This window comes from Bradyrhizobium sp. HKCCYLR20261 (assembly GCF_051168435.1).
Taxonomy (GTDB): domain Bacteria; phylum Pseudomonadota; class Alphaproteobacteria; order Rhizobiales; family Xanthobacteraceae; genus Bradyrhizobium.
In genome coordinates this window covers 24,268-40,428 of record NZ_JBNPUZ010000008.1, presented here as the reverse complement: position 1 = coordinate 40,428, position 16,161 = coordinate 24,268, and the positions used below count along the sequence as shown (strand labels likewise).

At 66.8% G+C, this 16,161-nt stretch carries 16 protein-coding genes; 5 read left to right on the top strand and 11 right to left on the bottom strand.

The genetic code is table 11. The features are described from left to right. Window positions 1-41: 41 nt before the first annotated feature. On the top strand, window positions 42-1,061 hold the full coding sequence (locus tag ACQR1L_RS19950) for a glutathione S-transferase family protein (RefSeq protein WP_434859633.1): 1,020 nt from the start codon (window positions 42-44) through the stop codon (window positions 1,059-1,061). Between the two features lie 101 nt (window positions 1,062-1,162). Then, on the top strand, window positions 1,163-1,864 hold the full coding sequence (locus ACQR1L_RS19945; protein ID WP_434859632.1) for an SDR family NAD(P)-dependent oxidoreductase: 702 nt from the start codon (window positions 1,163-1,165) through the stop codon (window positions 1,862-1,864). A 282-nt stretch (window positions 1,865-2,146) separates the two neighbouring features. On the opposite strand, the gene ACQR1L_RS19940 is transcribed toward ACQR1L_RS19945, so the two are convergent. Next, a complete protein-coding gene (locus ACQR1L_RS19940; RefSeq protein WP_434859631.1) occupies window positions 2,147-2,728 on the bottom strand; it encodes a GNAT family N-acetyltransferase in 582 nt (193 codons plus the stop codon). A 75-nt stretch (window positions 2,729-2,803) separates the two neighbouring features. Continuing rightward, window positions 2,804-3,007 carry a DUF1127 domain-containing protein gene (locus tag ACQR1L_RS19935; protein WP_434859630.1) on the bottom strand — a complete coding sequence of 68 codons (204 nt, stop codon included), beginning with the start codon at window positions 3,005-3,007 and terminating at the stop codon, window positions 2,804-2,806. Between the two features lie 113 nt (window positions 3,008-3,120). Here ACQR1L_RS19935 and ACQR1L_RS19930 point away from each other — a divergent pair, with 113 nt between their 5' ends. From ACQR1L_RS19930 to ACQR1L_RS19920, 3 genes are all read left to right on the top strand, one after another. After that, window positions 3,121-4,038: a transcriptional regulator GcvA gene (locus ACQR1L_RS19930; RefSeq protein WP_434859629.1), complete on the top strand. Its 918-nt coding sequence runs from the start codon at window positions 3,121-3,123 to the stop codon at window positions 4,036-4,038. A 123-nt stretch (window positions 4,039-4,161) separates the two neighbouring features. After that, complete coding sequence (locus tag ACQR1L_RS19925; RefSeq protein ID WP_434859628.1) at window positions 4,162-5,523, top strand: MFS transporter; 1,362 nt, start codon at window positions 4,162-4,164, stop codon at window positions 5,521-5,523. An 82-nt stretch (window positions 5,524-5,605) separates the two neighbouring features. Beyond that, the gene (locus tag ACQR1L_RS19920; protein ID WP_434859627.1) at window positions 5,606-6,088 is read left to right on the top strand and encodes a CinA family protein; all 483 of its coding nucleotides are present in this window, start codon (window positions 5,606-5,608) and stop codon (window positions 6,086-6,088) included. Between the two features lie 209 nt (window positions 6,089-6,297). Here the strand turns inward: ACQR1L_RS19920 and ACQR1L_RS19915 are convergent, their stop codons facing one another. From ACQR1L_RS19915 to ACQR1L_RS19875, 9 genes are all read right to left on the bottom strand, one after another. Next, window positions 6,298-7,638 carry an HlyD family type I secretion periplasmic adaptor subunit gene (locus tag ACQR1L_RS19915; RefSeq protein ID WP_434859626.1) on the bottom strand — a complete coding sequence of 447 codons (1,341 nt, stop codon included), beginning with the start codon at window positions 7,636-7,638 and terminating at the stop codon, window positions 6,298-6,300. Beyond that, window positions 7,635-9,377, bottom strand: a complete 1,743-nt coding sequence (locus ACQR1L_RS19910; RefSeq protein ID WP_434859625.1) for a type I secretion system permease/ATPase — start codon at window positions 9,375-9,377, stop codon at window positions 7,635-7,637. The genes ACQR1L_RS19915 and ACQR1L_RS19910 overlap by 4 nt, the downstream gene beginning before the upstream one ends. A gap of 189 nt (window positions 9,378-9,566) precedes the next feature. Continuing rightward, on the bottom strand, window positions 9,567-9,836 hold the full coding sequence (locus ACQR1L_RS19905; protein WP_009030922.1) for a GlsB/YeaQ/YmgE family stress response membrane protein: 270 nt from the start codon (window positions 9,834-9,836) through the stop codon (window positions 9,567-9,569). Window positions 9,837-9,959: 123 nt separating this feature from the next. Next, window positions 9,960-10,943, bottom strand: coding sequence for an ABC transporter ATP-binding protein (locus tag ACQR1L_RS19900; protein WP_434859624.1), 984 nt, complete (start codon window positions 10,941-10,943; stop codon window positions 9,960-9,962). Window positions 10,944-11,190: 247 nt separating this feature from the next. Next, complete coding sequence (locus ACQR1L_RS19895; RefSeq protein ID WP_434859623.1) at window positions 11,191-12,603, bottom strand: amidase; 1,413 nt, start codon at window positions 12,601-12,603, stop codon at window positions 11,191-11,193. Continuing rightward, complete coding sequence (locus ACQR1L_RS19890) at window positions 12,600-12,797, bottom strand: hypothetical protein (protein WP_434859622.1); 198 nt, start codon at window positions 12,795-12,797, stop codon at window positions 12,600-12,602. The genes ACQR1L_RS19895 and ACQR1L_RS19890 overlap by 4 nt, the downstream gene beginning before the upstream one ends. 25 nt (window positions 12,798-12,822) lie before the next feature. Beyond that, on the bottom strand, window positions 12,823-13,869 hold the full coding sequence (locus ACQR1L_RS19885) for an ABC transporter ATP-binding protein (RefSeq protein WP_434859621.1): 1,047 nt from the start codon (window positions 13,867-13,869) through the stop codon (window positions 12,823-12,825). 223 nt (window positions 13,870-14,092) lie between these two features. Then, the gene (locus ACQR1L_RS19880; RefSeq protein ID WP_434859620.1) at window positions 14,093-14,995 is read right to left on the bottom strand and encodes an ABC transporter permease; all 903 of its coding nucleotides are present in this window, start codon (window positions 14,993-14,995) and stop codon (window positions 14,093-14,095) included. A gap of 2 nt (window positions 14,996-14,997) precedes the next feature. Beyond that, window positions 14,998-15,951, bottom strand: a complete 954-nt coding sequence (locus ACQR1L_RS19875) for an ABC transporter permease (protein WP_434859619.1) — start codon at window positions 15,949-15,951, stop codon at window positions 14,998-15,000. Window positions 15,952-16,161 lie beyond the last annotated feature (210 nt).

Below are 16,161 nucleotides of genomic sequence, written 5' to 3'. Positions count from 1 at the left end.
GTACACCAGTCCCACGCCCGCAGGTTCGAGGGAGCCGGTCCATGACCAATCAGCCGACGGATGTTTATCGCATCTTCGGGGCGGAGATGTCGCCCTATTCGGTCAAGGTGCGATCGTATCTGCGTTACAAGGGCATTCCGCATCAGTGGATATTGCGCAGCGCGGAAACCGAGGCGGAGTTCACCCGCCACGCCAAGCTGCCGCTCGTGCCGCTGGTGGTCGCGCCCGACGAGGTGCCGCTGCAGGATTCGACGCCGATCATCGACGCGCTCGAGCTCGATTTTCCCGAACCCTCGGTCCACCCCGGCGACGTGCTGACCAGTTTCATCTCCGCTCTCATTGAGGAGTTCGGCGACGAGTGGGGCAACAAGTGGATGTTCCACTATCGCTGGGCCGGCGATCTCGACCAGCGCGCCTCGGCCGGGCGCATCGCCCGCATGGTCGCGCCGAAGGCCGCCGATGCCGACGTCGCGCGGCTCGCCGACAAGATCCGCGCGCGCATGGTCGCGCGCCTCGCCTATGTCGGATCGAACGAGGCCAACGCGCCGCAAATCGAGCAGGGCTTCGTCGAGATGCTCGATCTCCTGGAACGTCATCTCGCGCTGAGGCCCTATCTGTTCGGCGGCAGGCCGGCCTATGGCGATTTCGGCCTGTGGGGCCAGTTCTACGAACTCTGGACCGACCCGACCGCCGGCGCCCTGATCGAGGGTCGGGCGCCGCATGTGCTGGCCTGGATCCAGCGCATGCTGTGGCCGCGCGCGGAAGGCGAGTTCGAGCTGTGGCCGGAATTGTCGCTCACCTTGATGCCAATCCTGACACGCCAGGTCGGCGGTCTGTTCATGCCGTGGTCGCTCGCGAACGAGAAGGCGATCAAGGACAGCCGCGCCACGTTCAGCGTCGAGCTCGGCGATGTCGTGTGGACGCAGAAGCCGCAAAAATATCACGCGCGATCGCTGGCGATGCTGCGCTCGAAATACGCTTTCCTGCACGACCGCAGCCGGCTGGACGTGGTGCTGGAAGAGATCGGCTGCCTCGCAGCCCTACAGACCGCCGCGGCCTGAGCTGCGGCAAAATTGTGGGAATGAGTGGTGGGAAGTTGGCTCTCGCCGCACTAGCTTGAGCACAGCGGCCGCGTGGCCACGCCCCCTTCAAGGACATGCCCATGGACATCCCTGCCTACAAGATCGCCCTGATCGTCGGTGCCGGCGAAGGGCTCTCCGCCTCGCTGGCGCGGCTGTTCGCGCGCGAGAAGATCCGCGTCGCGCTGGCCGCGCGCAAGACCGAGAAGCTCGGCGCGCTGTGCAGCGAAACCGGCGCGCGCGCCTATCCCTGTGATGCGACCAATCCGGAAGAGGTCGAGCGGTTGTTCGGCCTCGTCTCGCGCGAGATCGGCGAGCCCGATCTCGTCGTCTACAATGCCAGCGCCCGGGCGCGCGGCCCGCTCACCGACCTCGTGCCGGCCGAGGTGCAGGAATCGATCGCCGTCAGCGCCTTCGGCGGCTTCCTGGTGGCGCAGCAGGCGGCGCAGCGCATGCTGCCGAACAAGCACGGCGCCATCCTGTTCACCGGCGCCTCGGCCAGCGTGAAGGGCTATGCGCAGTCGGCGCCGTTCGCGATGGGCAAGTTCGCGCTGCGCGGCCTCGCCCAAAGCATGGCCCGCGAACTGTCGCCGCAGGGCATCCACGTCGCCCATTTCGTCATCGACGGCGGCATCAAGAGCGCCGCACGGCAGGAGCCGGCCGAGCGCCCGGATTCGATGCTCGACCCCGACGCGATCGCGGCAAGCTATTGGAGCGTGCTGCAGCAGCCGCGCAGCGCGTGGAGCTGGGAGATGGAGCTGCGGCCGTGGGTGGAGACGTTCTGAGTACGCTTGAACATCTGACAACGAAGCAGGCTGCACGTGAATGCGCCCTCTCCCCTTGTGGGAGAGGGCAAGTTTGGCCCGTCCACAAGCGCGGTCGGGTGAGGGGTCTCTCTCGGCAAACAACGCTCGTGGATAGAAACCCCTCACCCGAGCGAGTTTGCAGCACCTTCCTACATGCCCTTTCCCACAAGGGGAGAGGACGCAATCATTGGCATCGCGATCGATCCCCGTGCGTCGTACGTTCTTGCGAGTTTGGCCGCAGCGCTGGAGAGCTGATGACTGTCATTTCATCAAGTCAAGCAAGGCGACATGCACGTGGCTGGCACTTACGCCCTTCTCGAACCGCACCAAAGTCCAATCATCCGCGTGCGGCTGGATCGTGAAGCCGGCTTTCCTGGCCAGCGCGATCATCACGTCGTTGGTGCGCAGCGCGTCGCCTGACAGCGTGACCCCGCCGAGAGCGGCTGCGCGGCGCTCAAGATCCGCGATCAGCGCCGGGCCGATGCCGTGACCCTGCCAGCGGTCATGCACCGACAGGCCGAATTCGACGCGCCCCGTGCTGCGATCCAGAGCATAGCGCGCCTCGGCGACGATGCTCTCGACACCGTCGTGCTCCATCACACCGAACAGGCTGTAGCGATCATTGCGGCCGAGCGCGACGAAATCGTCGAGCACGGCCTTGGGCAGTTCGCTGAGCGCGCCAAGAAAGCGCTTATTCCGCGAGCGCGGGCTCAACGACCGTACGTAGTCCTGCAGCGCCTCGGCATCGCCGGGCGTCACGAAACGCAGCCGCACCTCCTCGCCACGCCGTGTGGTGATGACGTCGGACGCGGACGCGAATGCAGCGATGGCGGGCGTCGACATGGCGGGCTCCGGCGAGAGAGTTGCCGGCGCCCTCCTTTGCGGAGCGGCGCCGGCGGGGCGGGATGAGTGAGGGGCTCAACCCCGCCAGAACGGCTTGTCGATCTCGGCGGCGATGTCGCTGCGGGACAGGCCGAGGTCATGCAGGTCACGCTCCGACCATTGCGCCAGCTCGTGCCTTGTGCGGTAGCGGAACCGCCAGGCGGAGAGCAGCTCGGCCACCCCGGACCAGAAGCCCGGACCATGATGTTTCGTCATTGACGAGGAGACGTAAAGGGACATGAAAGCCTCCTGAAAAGCAGTGAGGCTGCACTATCAAAGGCTTGCTCTTCATCTACAAACGACATTTACTACCGTTTCGGATGAAATAAGCTCATGCTATTGGGAGGCCCTGGATGACCCGGCTGCCGTCGCTGAATGGATTGCGGGCATTCGAGGCTGCGGCGCGGCATCTCAGCTTCACCCGCGCGGCCTCCGAGTTGAACGTGACGCAGACCGCAATCAGCCATCAGATCAAGCGCTTGGAGGACGAACTCGGCATTCGCCTGTTCGTCCGCCAGAACCGCAGCCTCGCGCTGACACCGCAGGCGCGCGACTACCTTCCGCTGGTCCGCGCCGCCTTCGACGATCTCCGGCTGGCGACAGAGCGGCTGGTGCGCAAGGACAATGCGAAGGTGCTGACGGTCTCGACCATCGCCTCGCTGGCCGCCAAATGGCTGCTGCCACGGCTGACCACCTTTCAGGAGGCCCATCCGACGATCGATGTCCGCATCACGACCTCGACCAGCCTGGTCGACTTCCGCAAGGACGATGTCGACGCCGCCATCCGCTATGGCCGCGGCCATTGGCCGGGCGTGCGCGCGGAATGGCTGATGGCGGACGAGCTGTTTCCGGTGTGCAGCCCGACACTGCTGCAGGGACCGAAGCCGCTGCGCTGCCCCGAAGACCTCGCGCATCACACCCTGCTGCAGGCGAGCGGCGGCTATGACGATGATTGGCGGCTGTGGCTCACTGCCGCGGGCCTGCCGGTCGAGATGTCCCGGCAGAGCCGGCTGAGTTTCGACCTGTCGCTGATGACCGTCCAGGCCGCGATCGACGGCCTTGGCGTCGCGATCGGCCGCACGGCCTATGTCCAGGACGACATCGCCAAGGGGCGCCTGGTGGTCCCGTTCAAGATGACGCTGCCGAGCGACGCCGGCTTTTACTTGGTCACGCCCGAGGGCCGCACCGATCCGCCGAAGCTGAAGGCGTTCCGGCAGTGGCTGAAGGGTGCGGCGCAGCAGAACCGCGCGGCAGAGCCGTCACTGCGTTAAGGAATCGACGGAAAATCGATTGGCCGAGGGCCGCCTGGCGTGGCAGATTGCCGCACCTCATCCCCTCGGCCGGCGCAGAAATTCTTCCGCACACGAGCCACTCGACGGTAGGAGTTTCTTCGCGTGTCACCACCCCCCACCCCACCGGCCAACCTCCAATCGCGCATCGGCGCGATCCTGCGCGCCACCAGCGGCAATTTCCTCGAACAGTTCGATTTCTTCCTGTTCGGGTTCTATTCCGATGCGATCGCGAAGGCGTTCTTCCCTTCCGCCGACGAGACCACCGCAGTCCTCAAGGCGTTCGCCGTGTTCTGGGTCGGTGCGCTGATGCGGCCCTTGGGCGCCATCGTGCTCGGCGCCTATGTCGACAAGATCGGCCGGCGCCAAGGATTGATCGTGACGCTCGGAATCATGGCCGTCGGGACCGTGGTGATCGCCTTCTGCCCGACCTATGAAGCGATCGGGATTGCCGCGCCTATCATCGTCGTGATCGGCCGCCTGCTGCAGGGCTTCTCGGCCGGCGTGGAACTCGGCGGAGTGTCCGTCTATCTCGCCGAGATCGCCACGCCCGGCAATCGCGGCTTCTACACCTCGTTCCAGTCGTCGAGCCAGCAGGTGGCGATCTTCGTGGCGTCGATCCTGGGCTACCTGCTGAGCGAATACATTCCGTCGAACACGGTGCTGGATGTCTTCGGCGGAGGCGTCGCCAAATGGCGGATCCCGTTCTTCGTCGGCTGCCTCATCATCCCGCTGATCTTCTTCCTGCGGCGCACGCTCGAGGAAACGCCGGCCTTCCTTGCCATGAAGAAGCATCCCACGGCGAATGAAGTCTTCGCGTCGGCGCTCGCCAACTGGCGGATCGTGCTGCTTGGCATGATGATCGCCATTCTGACCACCACGATGTTCTACTTCGTGACGGTCTACACGCCTCGCTTCGGCAAGGAGCTGCATCTGTCGACGGCTGACGGCCTGCTGGTGACGCTTGCGGTCGCGGTGACCAACTTCATCTGGAACCCGGTGGGTGGCGCCGTCTCCGATCGAATCGGCCGCAAGCCCGTGCTCCTTTTCATCGCCGGCCTCTCGTTCCTCACGGCGCTGCCGGCGCTCTATTGGCTGGTGCAGTCGCCGACCTTCGGCAAGCTGATCGCCGTCGAGATGCTGTTCTCGTTCTACTTCGGCGTCTACAGCGGTGCCATGCTGGGTGCGCTGGTCGAGATCGTACCGGCCCACGTCCGCACCACCTGCTTCTCGATCGCCTTCGCCCTCGCGGCCGCGCTGTTCGGCACGTTCACGCCGCTGGCGTCAACCTGGCTGACCGAAAAGACCGCGCATGCCGAGTGGCTGGGAGCTGCGGTGAAGCCATTCGCCGCGGCCTCGCCGGGGATCTGGCTGATGTTCGCGGCTGCGCTCAGCTTCATCGCCGTCTCCATCGTCTATCGCGGCGGCCAGCAGGCCGTGCAGGCGCGCGAGCCGGTGACGGCCTGACCGGGTTGTTTGTTTACGGCAAGGGCGGCATCATCGGATGCCGCCCTTTTTGTTACCGGTCGGCGCGGACACGAGGATCGCCATGGATGAACTGATCGCCGTCGCCGGCAAGGTTGCCGAGCGGCTCATCGCCCGCAAGCAGACCATTGCGGTCGCGGAATCCTCCGCGGGCGGCCTGATCGCCGCGGCGCTGCTCGCCGTGCCCGGCGCCTCGGCCTACTTCCTCGGCGGCGTCGTGGTCTATACGCGCGATGCCCGCCGCGTGCTGATGGACATTCCGGACGAGGCGATGAAGGGCATCCGCTCGGCGTCGGAGCCCTATGCCGAGCTGCTGGCGCGGCAAATCCGGACACGCTTTGCGACCGATTGGGGATTGTCGGAGACCGGAGCGGCCGGCCCGACCGGCAATCGCTACGGCGATGCGGCGGGACATGCGTGTTTTGCAGTGTCCGGGCCTGCGTCCGCTGTGGTCACGCTGGAGAGCGGCCGCAGCGACCGAGCGGCCAACATGCAGCTGTTCGCGAAAAGTGCGCTGCAGCTGTTGTTGACGAAGCTCGCCGAATAGCCCCGCTGTCGTCCCGGACAAGCCCGGTGAAGCGAAGCGTCGGCGGGCGCCGATCCGGGACCCATACGCCGCAGCAGAAGTGAGGCGCGACGCTGGAGGTCACGAGCATCTCGCGCCACAACGGGGTCCTGTGGCTATGGATCCCGGCGTTCGCCGGGATGACACTGAATGTGTGGCGCCGGATGTGGCCCAGTGAACAGCCGCAGCCCTCACTTCTCCCGGAACGCCCGCATCAGCTGGTCGTGCAGCGGCTTCATCAGATACGAGATGACGGTGCGATCGCCGGTCTGCACGAAGGCCTCGACCGGCATGCCCGGGATCAGCTTGACGTCGCCGAGCCGGGCGATCTCCTCGGGCGGCATCGAGACGCGGATGGTGTAGTAGCTCTGGCCGGTGCGCTGGTCGGTGGTGACGTCAGGCGAGACGCGGCTGACGACGCCGTTCAGCTCCGGTGTGGTGCGCTGGTTGAAGGCGGACAGACGCAGCAGGGTCTTCTGGCCAACCTGAAGCTTGTCGATGTCCTGCGGATTGACCTTGGCCTCGACCTGCAGGTCGTCGCTCTGCGGCACGATCAGCATGATGGTGTCGCCCGCGGTGATGACGCCACCCACGGTGTGGACCGAGGACTGCAGCACCATGCCGTCCTGCGGCGCGCGGATGTCGACGCGGCGAAGCTGGTCCTCGGCGGTGACCTTGCGCTCGACGAACTCGCCGATCTTGTCGGTGGTCTCGCGCAGGTCCTTGGAGACCTCGCTGACCATGTCCTTGTCGATCTGGATGATCTGCAGCTCGGTCTCGCTGATCTTGCCCTTGGCCTGAGCGCGGGCGGCGATGTATTGCGCGCGCTCGCCATTGAGGCGGGCCGTGTCGCGCTCCAGGCTGGTCAGGCGCGACAGCTGCACCAGGTGCTGCTCGTAGAGCTGGCGCACGCCATCGAGCTCCTTCTGCACCAGCGCGATCTCCTGGTCCTTGGCGGCGACCTGCGCCGACAGCCCCTCGATCTCCTCGCTCAGCTGGGCGACGCGCTCGCGGAGCTGGGCCTTCTGGCCGATGCGGCCGTTGACGCGCACCTCGAACAGCTTGGTCTCGCTTGCGGTCAAGCTCTTGACGTCGGGATCGCTCATCCGCTGCAGGATCTGCGGCGGGAACAGGATCTTGGCCCAGCCGCGCTGCTCGGCCTCGAGCCGGGCGGCGCGCGCCTGCAGCGCATCCAGATTCTTGGTGACGATGGCCAGCGACGCCTTGGTCACGGTGTCGTCGAGCCTGACGACGATGTCGCCGGACTTGACCACGTCGCCGTCGCGCGCGCGCAGCTCGCCGACCACGCCGCCGGTCGGATGCTGCACCTTCTTGACGTTGGATTCGACCACGATCTGGCCGGGCGCGATCAGCGCGCCGGAAATCTCCTGCGTGGCCGCCCAGCCCCCCATCCCGCCGGCGACAGCGATGACGACGCCCATGCCGACCAGGAGGTGACGGCGGATCGACTCGCGCACACTCGCCGGCTTGCGCAGGCCTGGAATGGGGCCGGTGATCACCTGGCTGCTCATGACTTCGTCACTCCCGCCTCGGACACGATCTTGATCGGCGCCGGCGGACGCGGCTGCAGCACCTGCGCCAGCACCGTCTCCTTCGGTCCGAACGCCTGGGCGCGGCCATCCTTCATGACCAGCACCTGATCGACCGCCTCGATGCCGATCGGCCGGTGCGCGACAACGACGACGATCGCGCCGCGCGCCCGCGCCGAGCGCACCGCGCGGGACAACGCCTCGTCGCCTTCGGTGTCGAGATTGGAGTTGGGTTCGTCCAGCACGATCAGGAACGGATTGCCATAGAGCGCGCGCGCAAGCGCCACGCGCTGCGCCTGGCCGGCGGACAGCGCTGTGCCCTGCTCGCCGATCTGGGTGTCATAGCCCTCGCGCATCTTGATGATCATGTCGTGCACGCCGGCCTCCTTTGCGGCGGCGATGATGCCGTCGGCGGAGGCCTGCGGATCGAAGCGACTGATGTTCTGCGCCACCGTGCCGGCGAACAGCTCGACATCCTGCGGCAGGTAGCCGACATGGCGGCCGAGCTCGTCCGAGGACCATTGATCGAGCGCCGCGCCATCGAGCCGGACATGGCCGCGCACCGGACGCCAGACGCCCACCAGCGCGCGCACCAGCGACGACTTGCCCGACGCACTCGGGCCGATGATGCCCAAGCCGTTGCCGGCCGACAGCGCGAACGTCACGTCCTGGACGATCGCCTTGGTGTCGCCAGGCGCGACGATCGAGACACCCTCGACCGCGAGCTTGCTGACCGGCGGCTGCAGCAGCGTGGGCGCCGCGCGCTGCGGCATGGTCTGCAGCAGCTGGTTGAGGCGATGCCAGCTCTGGCGTGCCGCGACAAAGCTCTTCCAATGCGCGATCGCGAGATCGACCGGTGCCAGCGCCCGCGCGCTCAGGATCGAGCCGGCAATGATGATCCCGGCGGTCGCCTCCTGATGAATGACGAGATAGGCGCCGACCGCGAGCACCGCGGACTGCAGCATCATGCGCAGCACCTTGGCGATGGCGCCCAGACCGCCGGCGACGTCGCTGGCGCGCTGGTTGCCGGCGAGATATTTCTCGTTGGTCTCGTTCCAGCGCTGCAGCATCCGCCCGGTCATGCCCATCGCGACCAACACCTCGGCATTGCGGCGGCTGGTGGTGGCGAGATCGTTGCGGCGGGCGGCGAGGCCCATCGCCTCCTTGGCGGGCGTGCGGGTGAGGAACTCGGTGATCAGCGTCAAGGTCACCAGGATGATCGCGCCGACCAGCGCGGTGACGCCGAGCAGGACGTGGAACGCGAAGCAGATCGCCAGATACAGCGGCAGCCACGGCAGGTCGAAGAATGCGCCCGGACCCTGGCTCGCCAGGAAACTCCTGATGTTGTCGAGGTCGCGCAGCGGCTGCAGGCCTTCGTTGCGGCCGCCGGCCGACAGCGGCAAGCGCACCACCGTGTCGAACACGCGCGCATTCAGGCTCTCGTCCAGCGCCGATCCGATGCGGCCGAGGATCCGGCTGCGGATCATGTCCAGCGCGCCCTGGGCGATGTAGAGACCGGCGGCGATGATGATGAGGCCGATCAGGGTCGGCACCGAGCGGCTCGGCAGCACCCGGTCATAGACCTCCAGCATGAAGATCGAGCCGGTGAGATACAGCAGGTTGATGATGCAGCTCATCAGCCCGACGCCGATGAAGGCGCTGCGGCAACCGCGCAAGGCATCGCTCAGCTCGGATTGCCTCACGTGAGGTGCGGCCGCCATCACCACCATCTCTTTCGATCAAATGAGCTGCGTGGCCGCCGATCAAAACCAGAAACGGGCGGCAACCAAGGCAAAATATACTGATTCCTCAGGCGAGCGTCCAACGACGCTCAATTCAGCGTAAACGGGCGATATCTCCGATAGGTCTTGCGGCGCTGCGCAAACGTTCAGCGCCGTCGATGCGCGGCCTCAGAGACGTCCGCCGGTGCGCACCAGCCGGACCACCAGCAGCAGGATGATGGCGCCGAGCGCCGAATAAACGATCTCGGAAACCAGGCCCGTCCCGAGGCGGATGCCGAGCCGCGGGAAGATCAGGCTGGCGACGAGCGCGCCGAGCACGCCGATCACGATGTCGCCGATGAGACCGAAGCCGGTGCCGCGCACGATCTTGCCGGCCAGCCAGCCCGCGATCAGGCCGACGAACAGGATGACCAGAATACCTTCGTTCGATACGTGCATGGCGTGTCCTCGACGTGGCTCGGACGGGCGGTCCGGCACGGCGGCACCTTAGCGAGGCGGCTGCGGCGCTTCGACACGCGATGCATGGTTCCCGCGTGCGACCAGCTTGTTTCGCGCGAACCGTTACGTCGCCGCCACACTTGGCGGGGCTTCGGCGAGGACGCAGCGCGCCAGCCGCTGCGGTCCGAGCTCGACACGCGGCGGCAGCGCTTCCGAGCAGCGCGGCTGGGCGTGGCTGCAGCGGGGCGCGAACGAGCAGCTCTGCGGCGCCTGGTCGAGCGACGGCGGCGTGCCGGGGATGGTCTGCAGCCGCTCGCCGCGCTTGGCGCCATGGACGGTCGACGCCAGCAGGCCGCGCGCATAGGGATGGACGGGCTGCCGCACGATGTCGCGCAAGGATCCCTGCTCCACGATCTGGCCAGCATACATCACCGCGACCCGGTCGCAGATCTCGATGGCGACGCCGATATCGTGGGTGACGAAGATGACGGACATGCCGAACTCACGCTGCAGTTCGCGCAGCAGCAGCAGGATCTGGATCTGCACGGTGGCATCGAGCGCGGTGGTCGGCTCGTCGGCGAGCAGAACCTTCGGTCGGCAGGCAAGCGCGAGCGCGATCATCGCGCGCTGCCGCATGCCGCCGGACATCTCGTGCGGATAGGACTCCAGCCGGCGCTTGGCCGAGGGGATGCGGACGACATCGAGCATCTCCAGCGCCCGCGCCATACCCTCCGCGTAGCTCTTGCCTTCGTGGCGCATCACCGTCTCGGCGATCTGCCGGCCGATTGTGTAGACCGGATCGAGCGCCAGCCCCGGCTCCTGAAAGATCATCGACACCGTGCGGCCGCGAAACTGCGACAGCTCCTCGTCGCTCATGGCGAGGACGTCGCGGCCCATCACATGGACCTGTCCTGAGATCTGCGAACGCTTCTTCGGCAACAACCGCATCAGGGCGCGCATGGTGACGCTCTTGCCGGAGCCGGATTCGCCGAGCAGGCCCAGCACCTCGCCGTCGCCGAGCGACAGGCTGACATCGTTCACCGCATGCACCGTGCGCTCGCCGGTGAAGCGGATGGTGAGGTTATTGATCTCGACGAGGTTGGTCATGGTTGAGTTGTCGCTGGTGCAATGAACGCCGCCGGCATGAGTCCTCCGCTGTTGCGGCAGATGCGGTGCAAGCCTCTCCCCGCTTGCGGAGAGAGGTCGGATTGCATCGAAGATGCAATCCGGGTGAGAGGGTACAGGTCTATCCGCGTACACTTCCCGTGCGTCTGCCCCTCACCCCAGCCCTCTCCCCGTAAGAACGGGGAGAGGGAGCCGAGCGTCCTCGCGGTAACGGTGAGGGCTCCAGCACTCATTGCAGCGTCGGCACCTTCGCGTGGAAGTCGGTGGCGCGCTGGAACGCGGCGCCGATCGTGAGGATCGTGGCTTCGTCGAAAGAGCGACCGATCAGCTGCATGCCGACCGGCAGCCCCGTCGACGTGAAGCCCGTTGGAATCGCGAGCGACGGCAGGCCGAGGTAGTTGACCGGCCGCGTGAAGCGGGTGATGCGCTGGATCACGGCCTCCGCGCCCGGCGCGCCACCGACATCGCTGTCAGCGATCGAGGGCGTCACCAGCGGCGAGACCGGCGCGATCACGGCGTCGACACCCGACGTCGCCGCAACATGCGCGGCCAGCGCCGCGCCGCGCCAGCGCAGCGCTTCGAGATAGGCCACGCCGGAGACGGCCAGCGCATTCTGCAGCCGCATCAGCACCTGCGGGCCGTAGTCCTGCGGCCGCTCGATCATCCAGCGCTTGTGGAAGGCGGCCGCCTCGACCGCGAGCACGAGCTGACAGGCGGCGGTGAGCTGGCGCTGGTCGGGCAGCTCGACCTGCACGACATCGGCGCCCTCGGTCTTCAGCACCACGATCGTCGCATCGAGGCAGCGCGCGACCTCGGGATCGAGGTCGTCGACATAGAACGCCTTGGGCACGCCGATCTTGAGGCCCTTCATCGAAGCTCTGACGGCCGCGACATAGTCCTGCACCGGCGCGGCGCTGGCGGTCGGATCCTCCGGATCCGGGCCGGCCATCAGGCCGAGCAGCAGCGCGCAATCCTCCGCCGTCTGCGCCAGCGGCCCAACCGTGTCGAGCGACTGTGACAGCGGCATTGCGCCGGCGCGGCTGACCCGGCCCCAGGTGACCTTCAGGCCGGTGACGCCGCAGAAATTCGCGGGCATGCGGATCGAGCCGCCGGTGTCCGAGCCGAGCGCGGCGAAGGTCAGGCGCGCACCGACCGCCGAGCCCGAACCGGACGACGAGCCGCCGGTGACGTAGCCGAGCTTCCACGGATTGTGCACCGGACCGTAATGCGCGTTGTGGCCGGTCGGGCCGTAGGCGAACTCGGCCATCTGCAGGGTGCCGAGCCGGATCGCGCCGGCATCCTTCAGGCGCTGCAGCGCGGTCGAGGTGGTCGTCGCGACGAAGTCGCGGCGGATCAGCGAGCCGCAGGTCGAGACGTGGCCGGCCTCGTAGTACATGTCCTTGTGGGCGAGCGGCACGCCGTGCAGCGGCCCTTTCGGGCCGTCCTTCGCCAGAACCGCGTCGGCCTCGGCGGCGGCCTTCAGCGCCGGCTCGGACTCGATCGCCATGAAGGCGTTCAGCTTCGGCTGCCACTGCGCGATTCGGTGCAGGCAGGAGCGCGTGACCTCGACGGAGGACAGCTTCTTCTCGGCGATCGCCTTGGCGACCTCGGTCAGCGTCATCAATGCGGGTTCGGTGCTCATCGGCTCACCTTCAGCGTCTGCGCCACGACGTAGCTCGCCGGTTCCAGATCGAACGGCAGCGTCCCGGCGACGGCGGCGAAGCCGTCAAAGGCCGGTCCGATCGACTCGGCGATGCGGGTCGCGACCTCCTTGTCGACCGGCAGGCCGGAGGCCTCCGCGATGGCATGGACTTGCTGGGGCGTGGGTCTGGTCATCTGCGCTTCTCGCTTCTGGTGTCCGTCAGGCCGGTGCACGGCTGTGTCCCGAGCCTGGGATCGCCATGTGGCAGGCGGCCTGATGGCCCATTGTATCCAGCTCCGTCAGTTTTGGCGCGGCATTCGCGCATAGCGCCTCGGCGAACGGGCAGCGGGTGTGGAAGCGGCAGCCGGCCGGTGGGTCGATCGGATTGGGCGGATCGCCGGACAGCGGCGGCGTCTCGGTGCGCCGGTCCGGATCGGAGGACGGCATCGCCGCCAGCAGCGCGCGCGTATAGGGATGCGCCGGCTTGGCCCAGACCTGCTCGACCGGACCGAGTTCGACCACCTCGCCGAGATACATCACCAGCACACGGTCGGAGATGTAGTTGATGACGTTGAGGTCGTGGCTGATGAACAAATAGGTCAGACCGAACTCGCGCTTCAGGTCCATCAGCAGGTTCAGCACCTGCGCCTCGACCGATTTGTCGAGCGCGGAGACGGCCTCGTCGAGAATGACGAGGCGAGGCGAGAGAGCGAGCGCGCGGGCGATGTTGACACGCTGGCGCTGGCCGCCGGAGATCTCGTGCGGATAGCGGTTGGCGAAGGTTTCCGGTCGCAGACCGACCTTGCCGAGCAGTTCGCGCGCCAGCGCGCGGGCCGCGCCGTCGGCCATGCCATGCACCTTCGGCCCGAACGCGATCGACTCCTCGATCGTCAGTCGCGGATTGAGTGAGGCATAGGAGTCCTGGAACACCATCTGCATGCCCCTGCGCAGCTCGCGCAGCGAGATCTCGTGCCCAACTTGCCGGCCGTCGAAGATGATCTCGCCGGCATCGCGGTCCATCAGGTGCATCAGCAGCCGCGCCGTCGTCGACTTGCCGCAACCGGACTCACCGACGATGCCGACCGTCTCGCCCTTGCCGATGTTGAACGAGACATCATCCACCGCCCGCACCGTCTTGCGCGCGCCGAACAGGCCACCGCGGACGGGAAAATGCTTGGTCAGCCCATCGACGCGCAGCAACGGCTGCGCCTTGCCGCCAAGGTCTTCGATCGGCGCGAGACCGGTCACGGTTGCTGCTTCGCTCATGATGCACCCGAACTTACGCGACAGAGACGGTGCGCTCCCTCTCCCCGTTCTTCACGGGGAGAGGGTTGGGGTGAGGGGCAGCCGCATGGGAAGTACCTCAAGTGAGACCTGTACCCCCTCACCCGGATTGCATCTGTCGATGCGATCCGACCTCTCCCCGCAAGCGGGGCGAGGTGCACTGCCGATGCCGCGCGATTGTCGCTCCAAATCAGCATGATCACCATCAGCTCCGGATATCCATCGCGCTGCGCAGGCCGTCGCTCAGCAGATTGAAGCAGATCGACACAGCGAAGATCATCACACCGGGTAGCGCGGCCACCCAGGGATTCACATAGATCGCTGTGCGGAGCGTGTTGAGCATCAGCCCCCATTCCGGCTCCGGCGGCTTGGTGCCGAGGCCGAGGAACGACAGACCTGCCGCGAGAATCATCGACACCGAGATCAGGCCAGTCGCATAAACAAAGATCGGCCCGAGCACGTTGCCCAGCATGTGCGCCCGCATGATCGTGAAGGCATTCGCACCCGACGCCCGCGCCGCCTCGACGAAGTCGCGATTGCGCACGCCCGTGGTGACGCTCTCCGCGACGCGCGTGATCTGCGGCACAAACACGATGGTCAGCGACACGATGGAGTTGGTGATGCCCGCTCCGAGCGCGCCGGAGATCGCGATCGCCAGCAGCACCGAGGGGAAGGCGTAGAACACGTCGATGGTGCGCATGATCATCGTGTTGACCCAGCCGCCGACATAGCCGGCGACGAGGCCGAGCACGGTGCCGATGCCGAAGGCCAGGATCACCGGCGAAATCCCGATCAGGAGCGACAGCCGGCCGCCATAGATCAGCCGCGCCAGCATGTCGCGGCCAAGCTCGTCGGTGCCGAGCGGATAGTTCGGCGTGCCGATGTGGCGCAGGCGGCGGATCATCGAGCCCTGATAGGGATCGGCGAGATGCAGATAGGGCGCGAGCAAGGCGGAGAGAAAGATCAGCAGCAGGATCGCGACGCAGACCATGCTGACCTTGTCCCGGACGATGCGGCGGCCGACGGTGGCCCAATAGCCGCGCGCGTTGGCCATTGGCGCGGCCTGCAGGGACGGGTCGTTGACCGCGCTCGGGGAACTCACGCTCATCGCTAGCCCCGCTTGATGCGCGGATCGATCGCGGCCTGCGCGATGTCGACCACGAGGTTGAGGATGACGAAGAACATCGCCAGCACCAGGATCGTGCCCTGCAGCAGCGGCAAATCGCGCTGGAAGATCGCCGAGTTCAACAGCAGGCCCGATCCCGGCCAGGAGAACACCGTCTCGATCAGGATCGAACCGCCCAGCATGTAGCCGAGCTGCAGGCCCATCACCGCGAGCGCCGTCGGCGCGGCGTTCTTCAGCACGTGGCGGAACACCTGCGTCTCGAGCAGTCCCTTCGCGCGCAGCGCCTCGACGAAGTCCTGGCTGAGGATGTCGCCGGTCAGCGCGCGCACGGTGCGCGTGATGATGCCCATCGGAATGACGGAGGTGGTGATCGCCGGCAGAATCAGGAAGCGGATATGCGCCCAGTCCCACGCCCACGCGCCGGAGCCGGATGGACCGGCGCCGACAGCCGGCAGCCAGTTCAGCTCGACCGAGAAGATGATCACCAGCACCATGCCGAGCCAATAATGTGGCACGGACACGCCGGCGATCGCGATCGAGGTCGCGACCTTGTCGATCCAGGTGTCGCGGAAGTAGCCGGCGACGAGGCCGAAGAACAGGCCGAGCGAGAAGCCGATGATGGCGGCGGCGATCGCGAGCGTCACGGTGTTCGACACGGCGCGCAGGACCTCGGCGAGCACGGGACGGCCGGTCGCGATCGAGCTGCCGAGGTCGCCATTGACCGCGCGCCACAGCCACAGGCCGAACTGCACCGGCAGCGGCTTGTCGAAGCCGTAGGCGGTGCGCAGTTGCTGCGCCAGTTCCTGCGAGGCGTCGGCCGGCAGCACGGCGACGAGGGGATCACCGGGCGTGATGTGAACGAGCATGAAGCAGACGAGCGCAACACCGATGATGATCGGGATCGCATAGACCATCCGCCTGGCAGCATAAGAGAGCACGAGTCACCTTCGGTTGACTCTCCACCGCTGCAGAGAGTCGCGAGAAACAAGCGTCACGAAGAAAGCTCCCCTCCTCCACGCCGCAATCGCGAAGCGATTGTCGGCAGCGGGGAGGGGTCGGGGGTGGGGGTCCCCACGAAGACTGCCGCCGGGGTACCCCCCTCCCCACCCCTCCCCCGCAAGGGGGGAGGGAGCGCAGCGGGGCAAGCG

Excerpts from the sequence above, each read along its gene's own strand:
- ACQR1L_RS19950 (WP_434859633.1), top strand. The coding sequence starts at position 42 with ATGACCAATCAGCCGACGGATGTTTATCGCATCTTCGGGGCGGAGATG.
- ACQR1L_RS19945 (WP_434859632.1), top strand. The coding sequence starts at position 1,163 with ATGGACATCCCTGCCTACAAGATCGCCCTGATCGTCGGTGCCGGCGAA.
- ACQR1L_RS19940 (WP_434859631.1), bottom strand. The coding sequence starts at position 2,728 with ATGTCGACGCCCGCCATCGCTGCATTCGCGTCCGCGTCCGACGTCATC.
- ACQR1L_RS19935 (WP_434859630.1), bottom strand. The coding sequence starts at position 3,007 with ATGTCCCTTTACGTCTCCTCGTCAATGACGAAACATCATGGTCCGGGC.
- ACQR1L_RS19930 (WP_434859629.1), top strand. The coding sequence starts at position 3,121 with ATGACCCGGCTGCCGTCGCTGAATGGATTGCGGGCATTCGAGGCTGCG.
- ACQR1L_RS19920 (WP_434859627.1), top strand. The coding sequence starts at position 5,606 with ATGGATGAACTGATCGCCGTCGCCGGCAAGGTTGCCGAGCGGCTCATC.
- ACQR1L_RS19915 (WP_434859626.1), bottom strand. The coding sequence starts at position 7,638 with ATGAGCAGCCAGGTGATCACCGGCCCCATTCCAGGCCTGCGCAAGCCG.
- ACQR1L_RS19910 (WP_434859625.1), bottom strand. The coding sequence starts at position 9,377 with ATGGCGGCCGCACCTCACGTGAGGCAATCCGAGCTGAGCGATGCCTTG.
- ACQR1L_RS19905 (WP_009030922.1), bottom strand. The coding sequence starts at position 9,836 with ATGCACGTATCGAACGAAGGTATTCTGGTCATCCTGTTCGTCGGCCTG.
- ACQR1L_RS19900 (WP_434859624.1), bottom strand. The coding sequence starts at position 10,943 with ATGACCAACCTCGTCGAGATCAATAACCTCACCATCCGCTTCACCGGC.
- ACQR1L_RS19895 (WP_434859623.1), bottom strand. The coding sequence starts at position 12,603 with ATGAGCACCGAACCCGCATTGATGACGCTGACCGAGGTCGCCAAGGCG.
- ACQR1L_RS19890 (WP_434859622.1), bottom strand. The coding sequence starts at position 12,797 with ATGACCAGACCCACGCCCCAGCAAGTCCATGCCATCGCGGAGGCCTCC.
- ACQR1L_RS19885 (WP_434859621.1), bottom strand. The coding sequence starts at position 13,869 with ATGAGCGAAGCAGCAACCGTGACCGGTCTCGCGCCGATCGAAGACCTT.
- ACQR1L_RS19880 (WP_434859620.1), bottom strand. The coding sequence starts at position 14,995 with ATGAGCGTGAGTTCCCCGAGCGCGGTCAACGACCCGTCCCTGCAGGCC.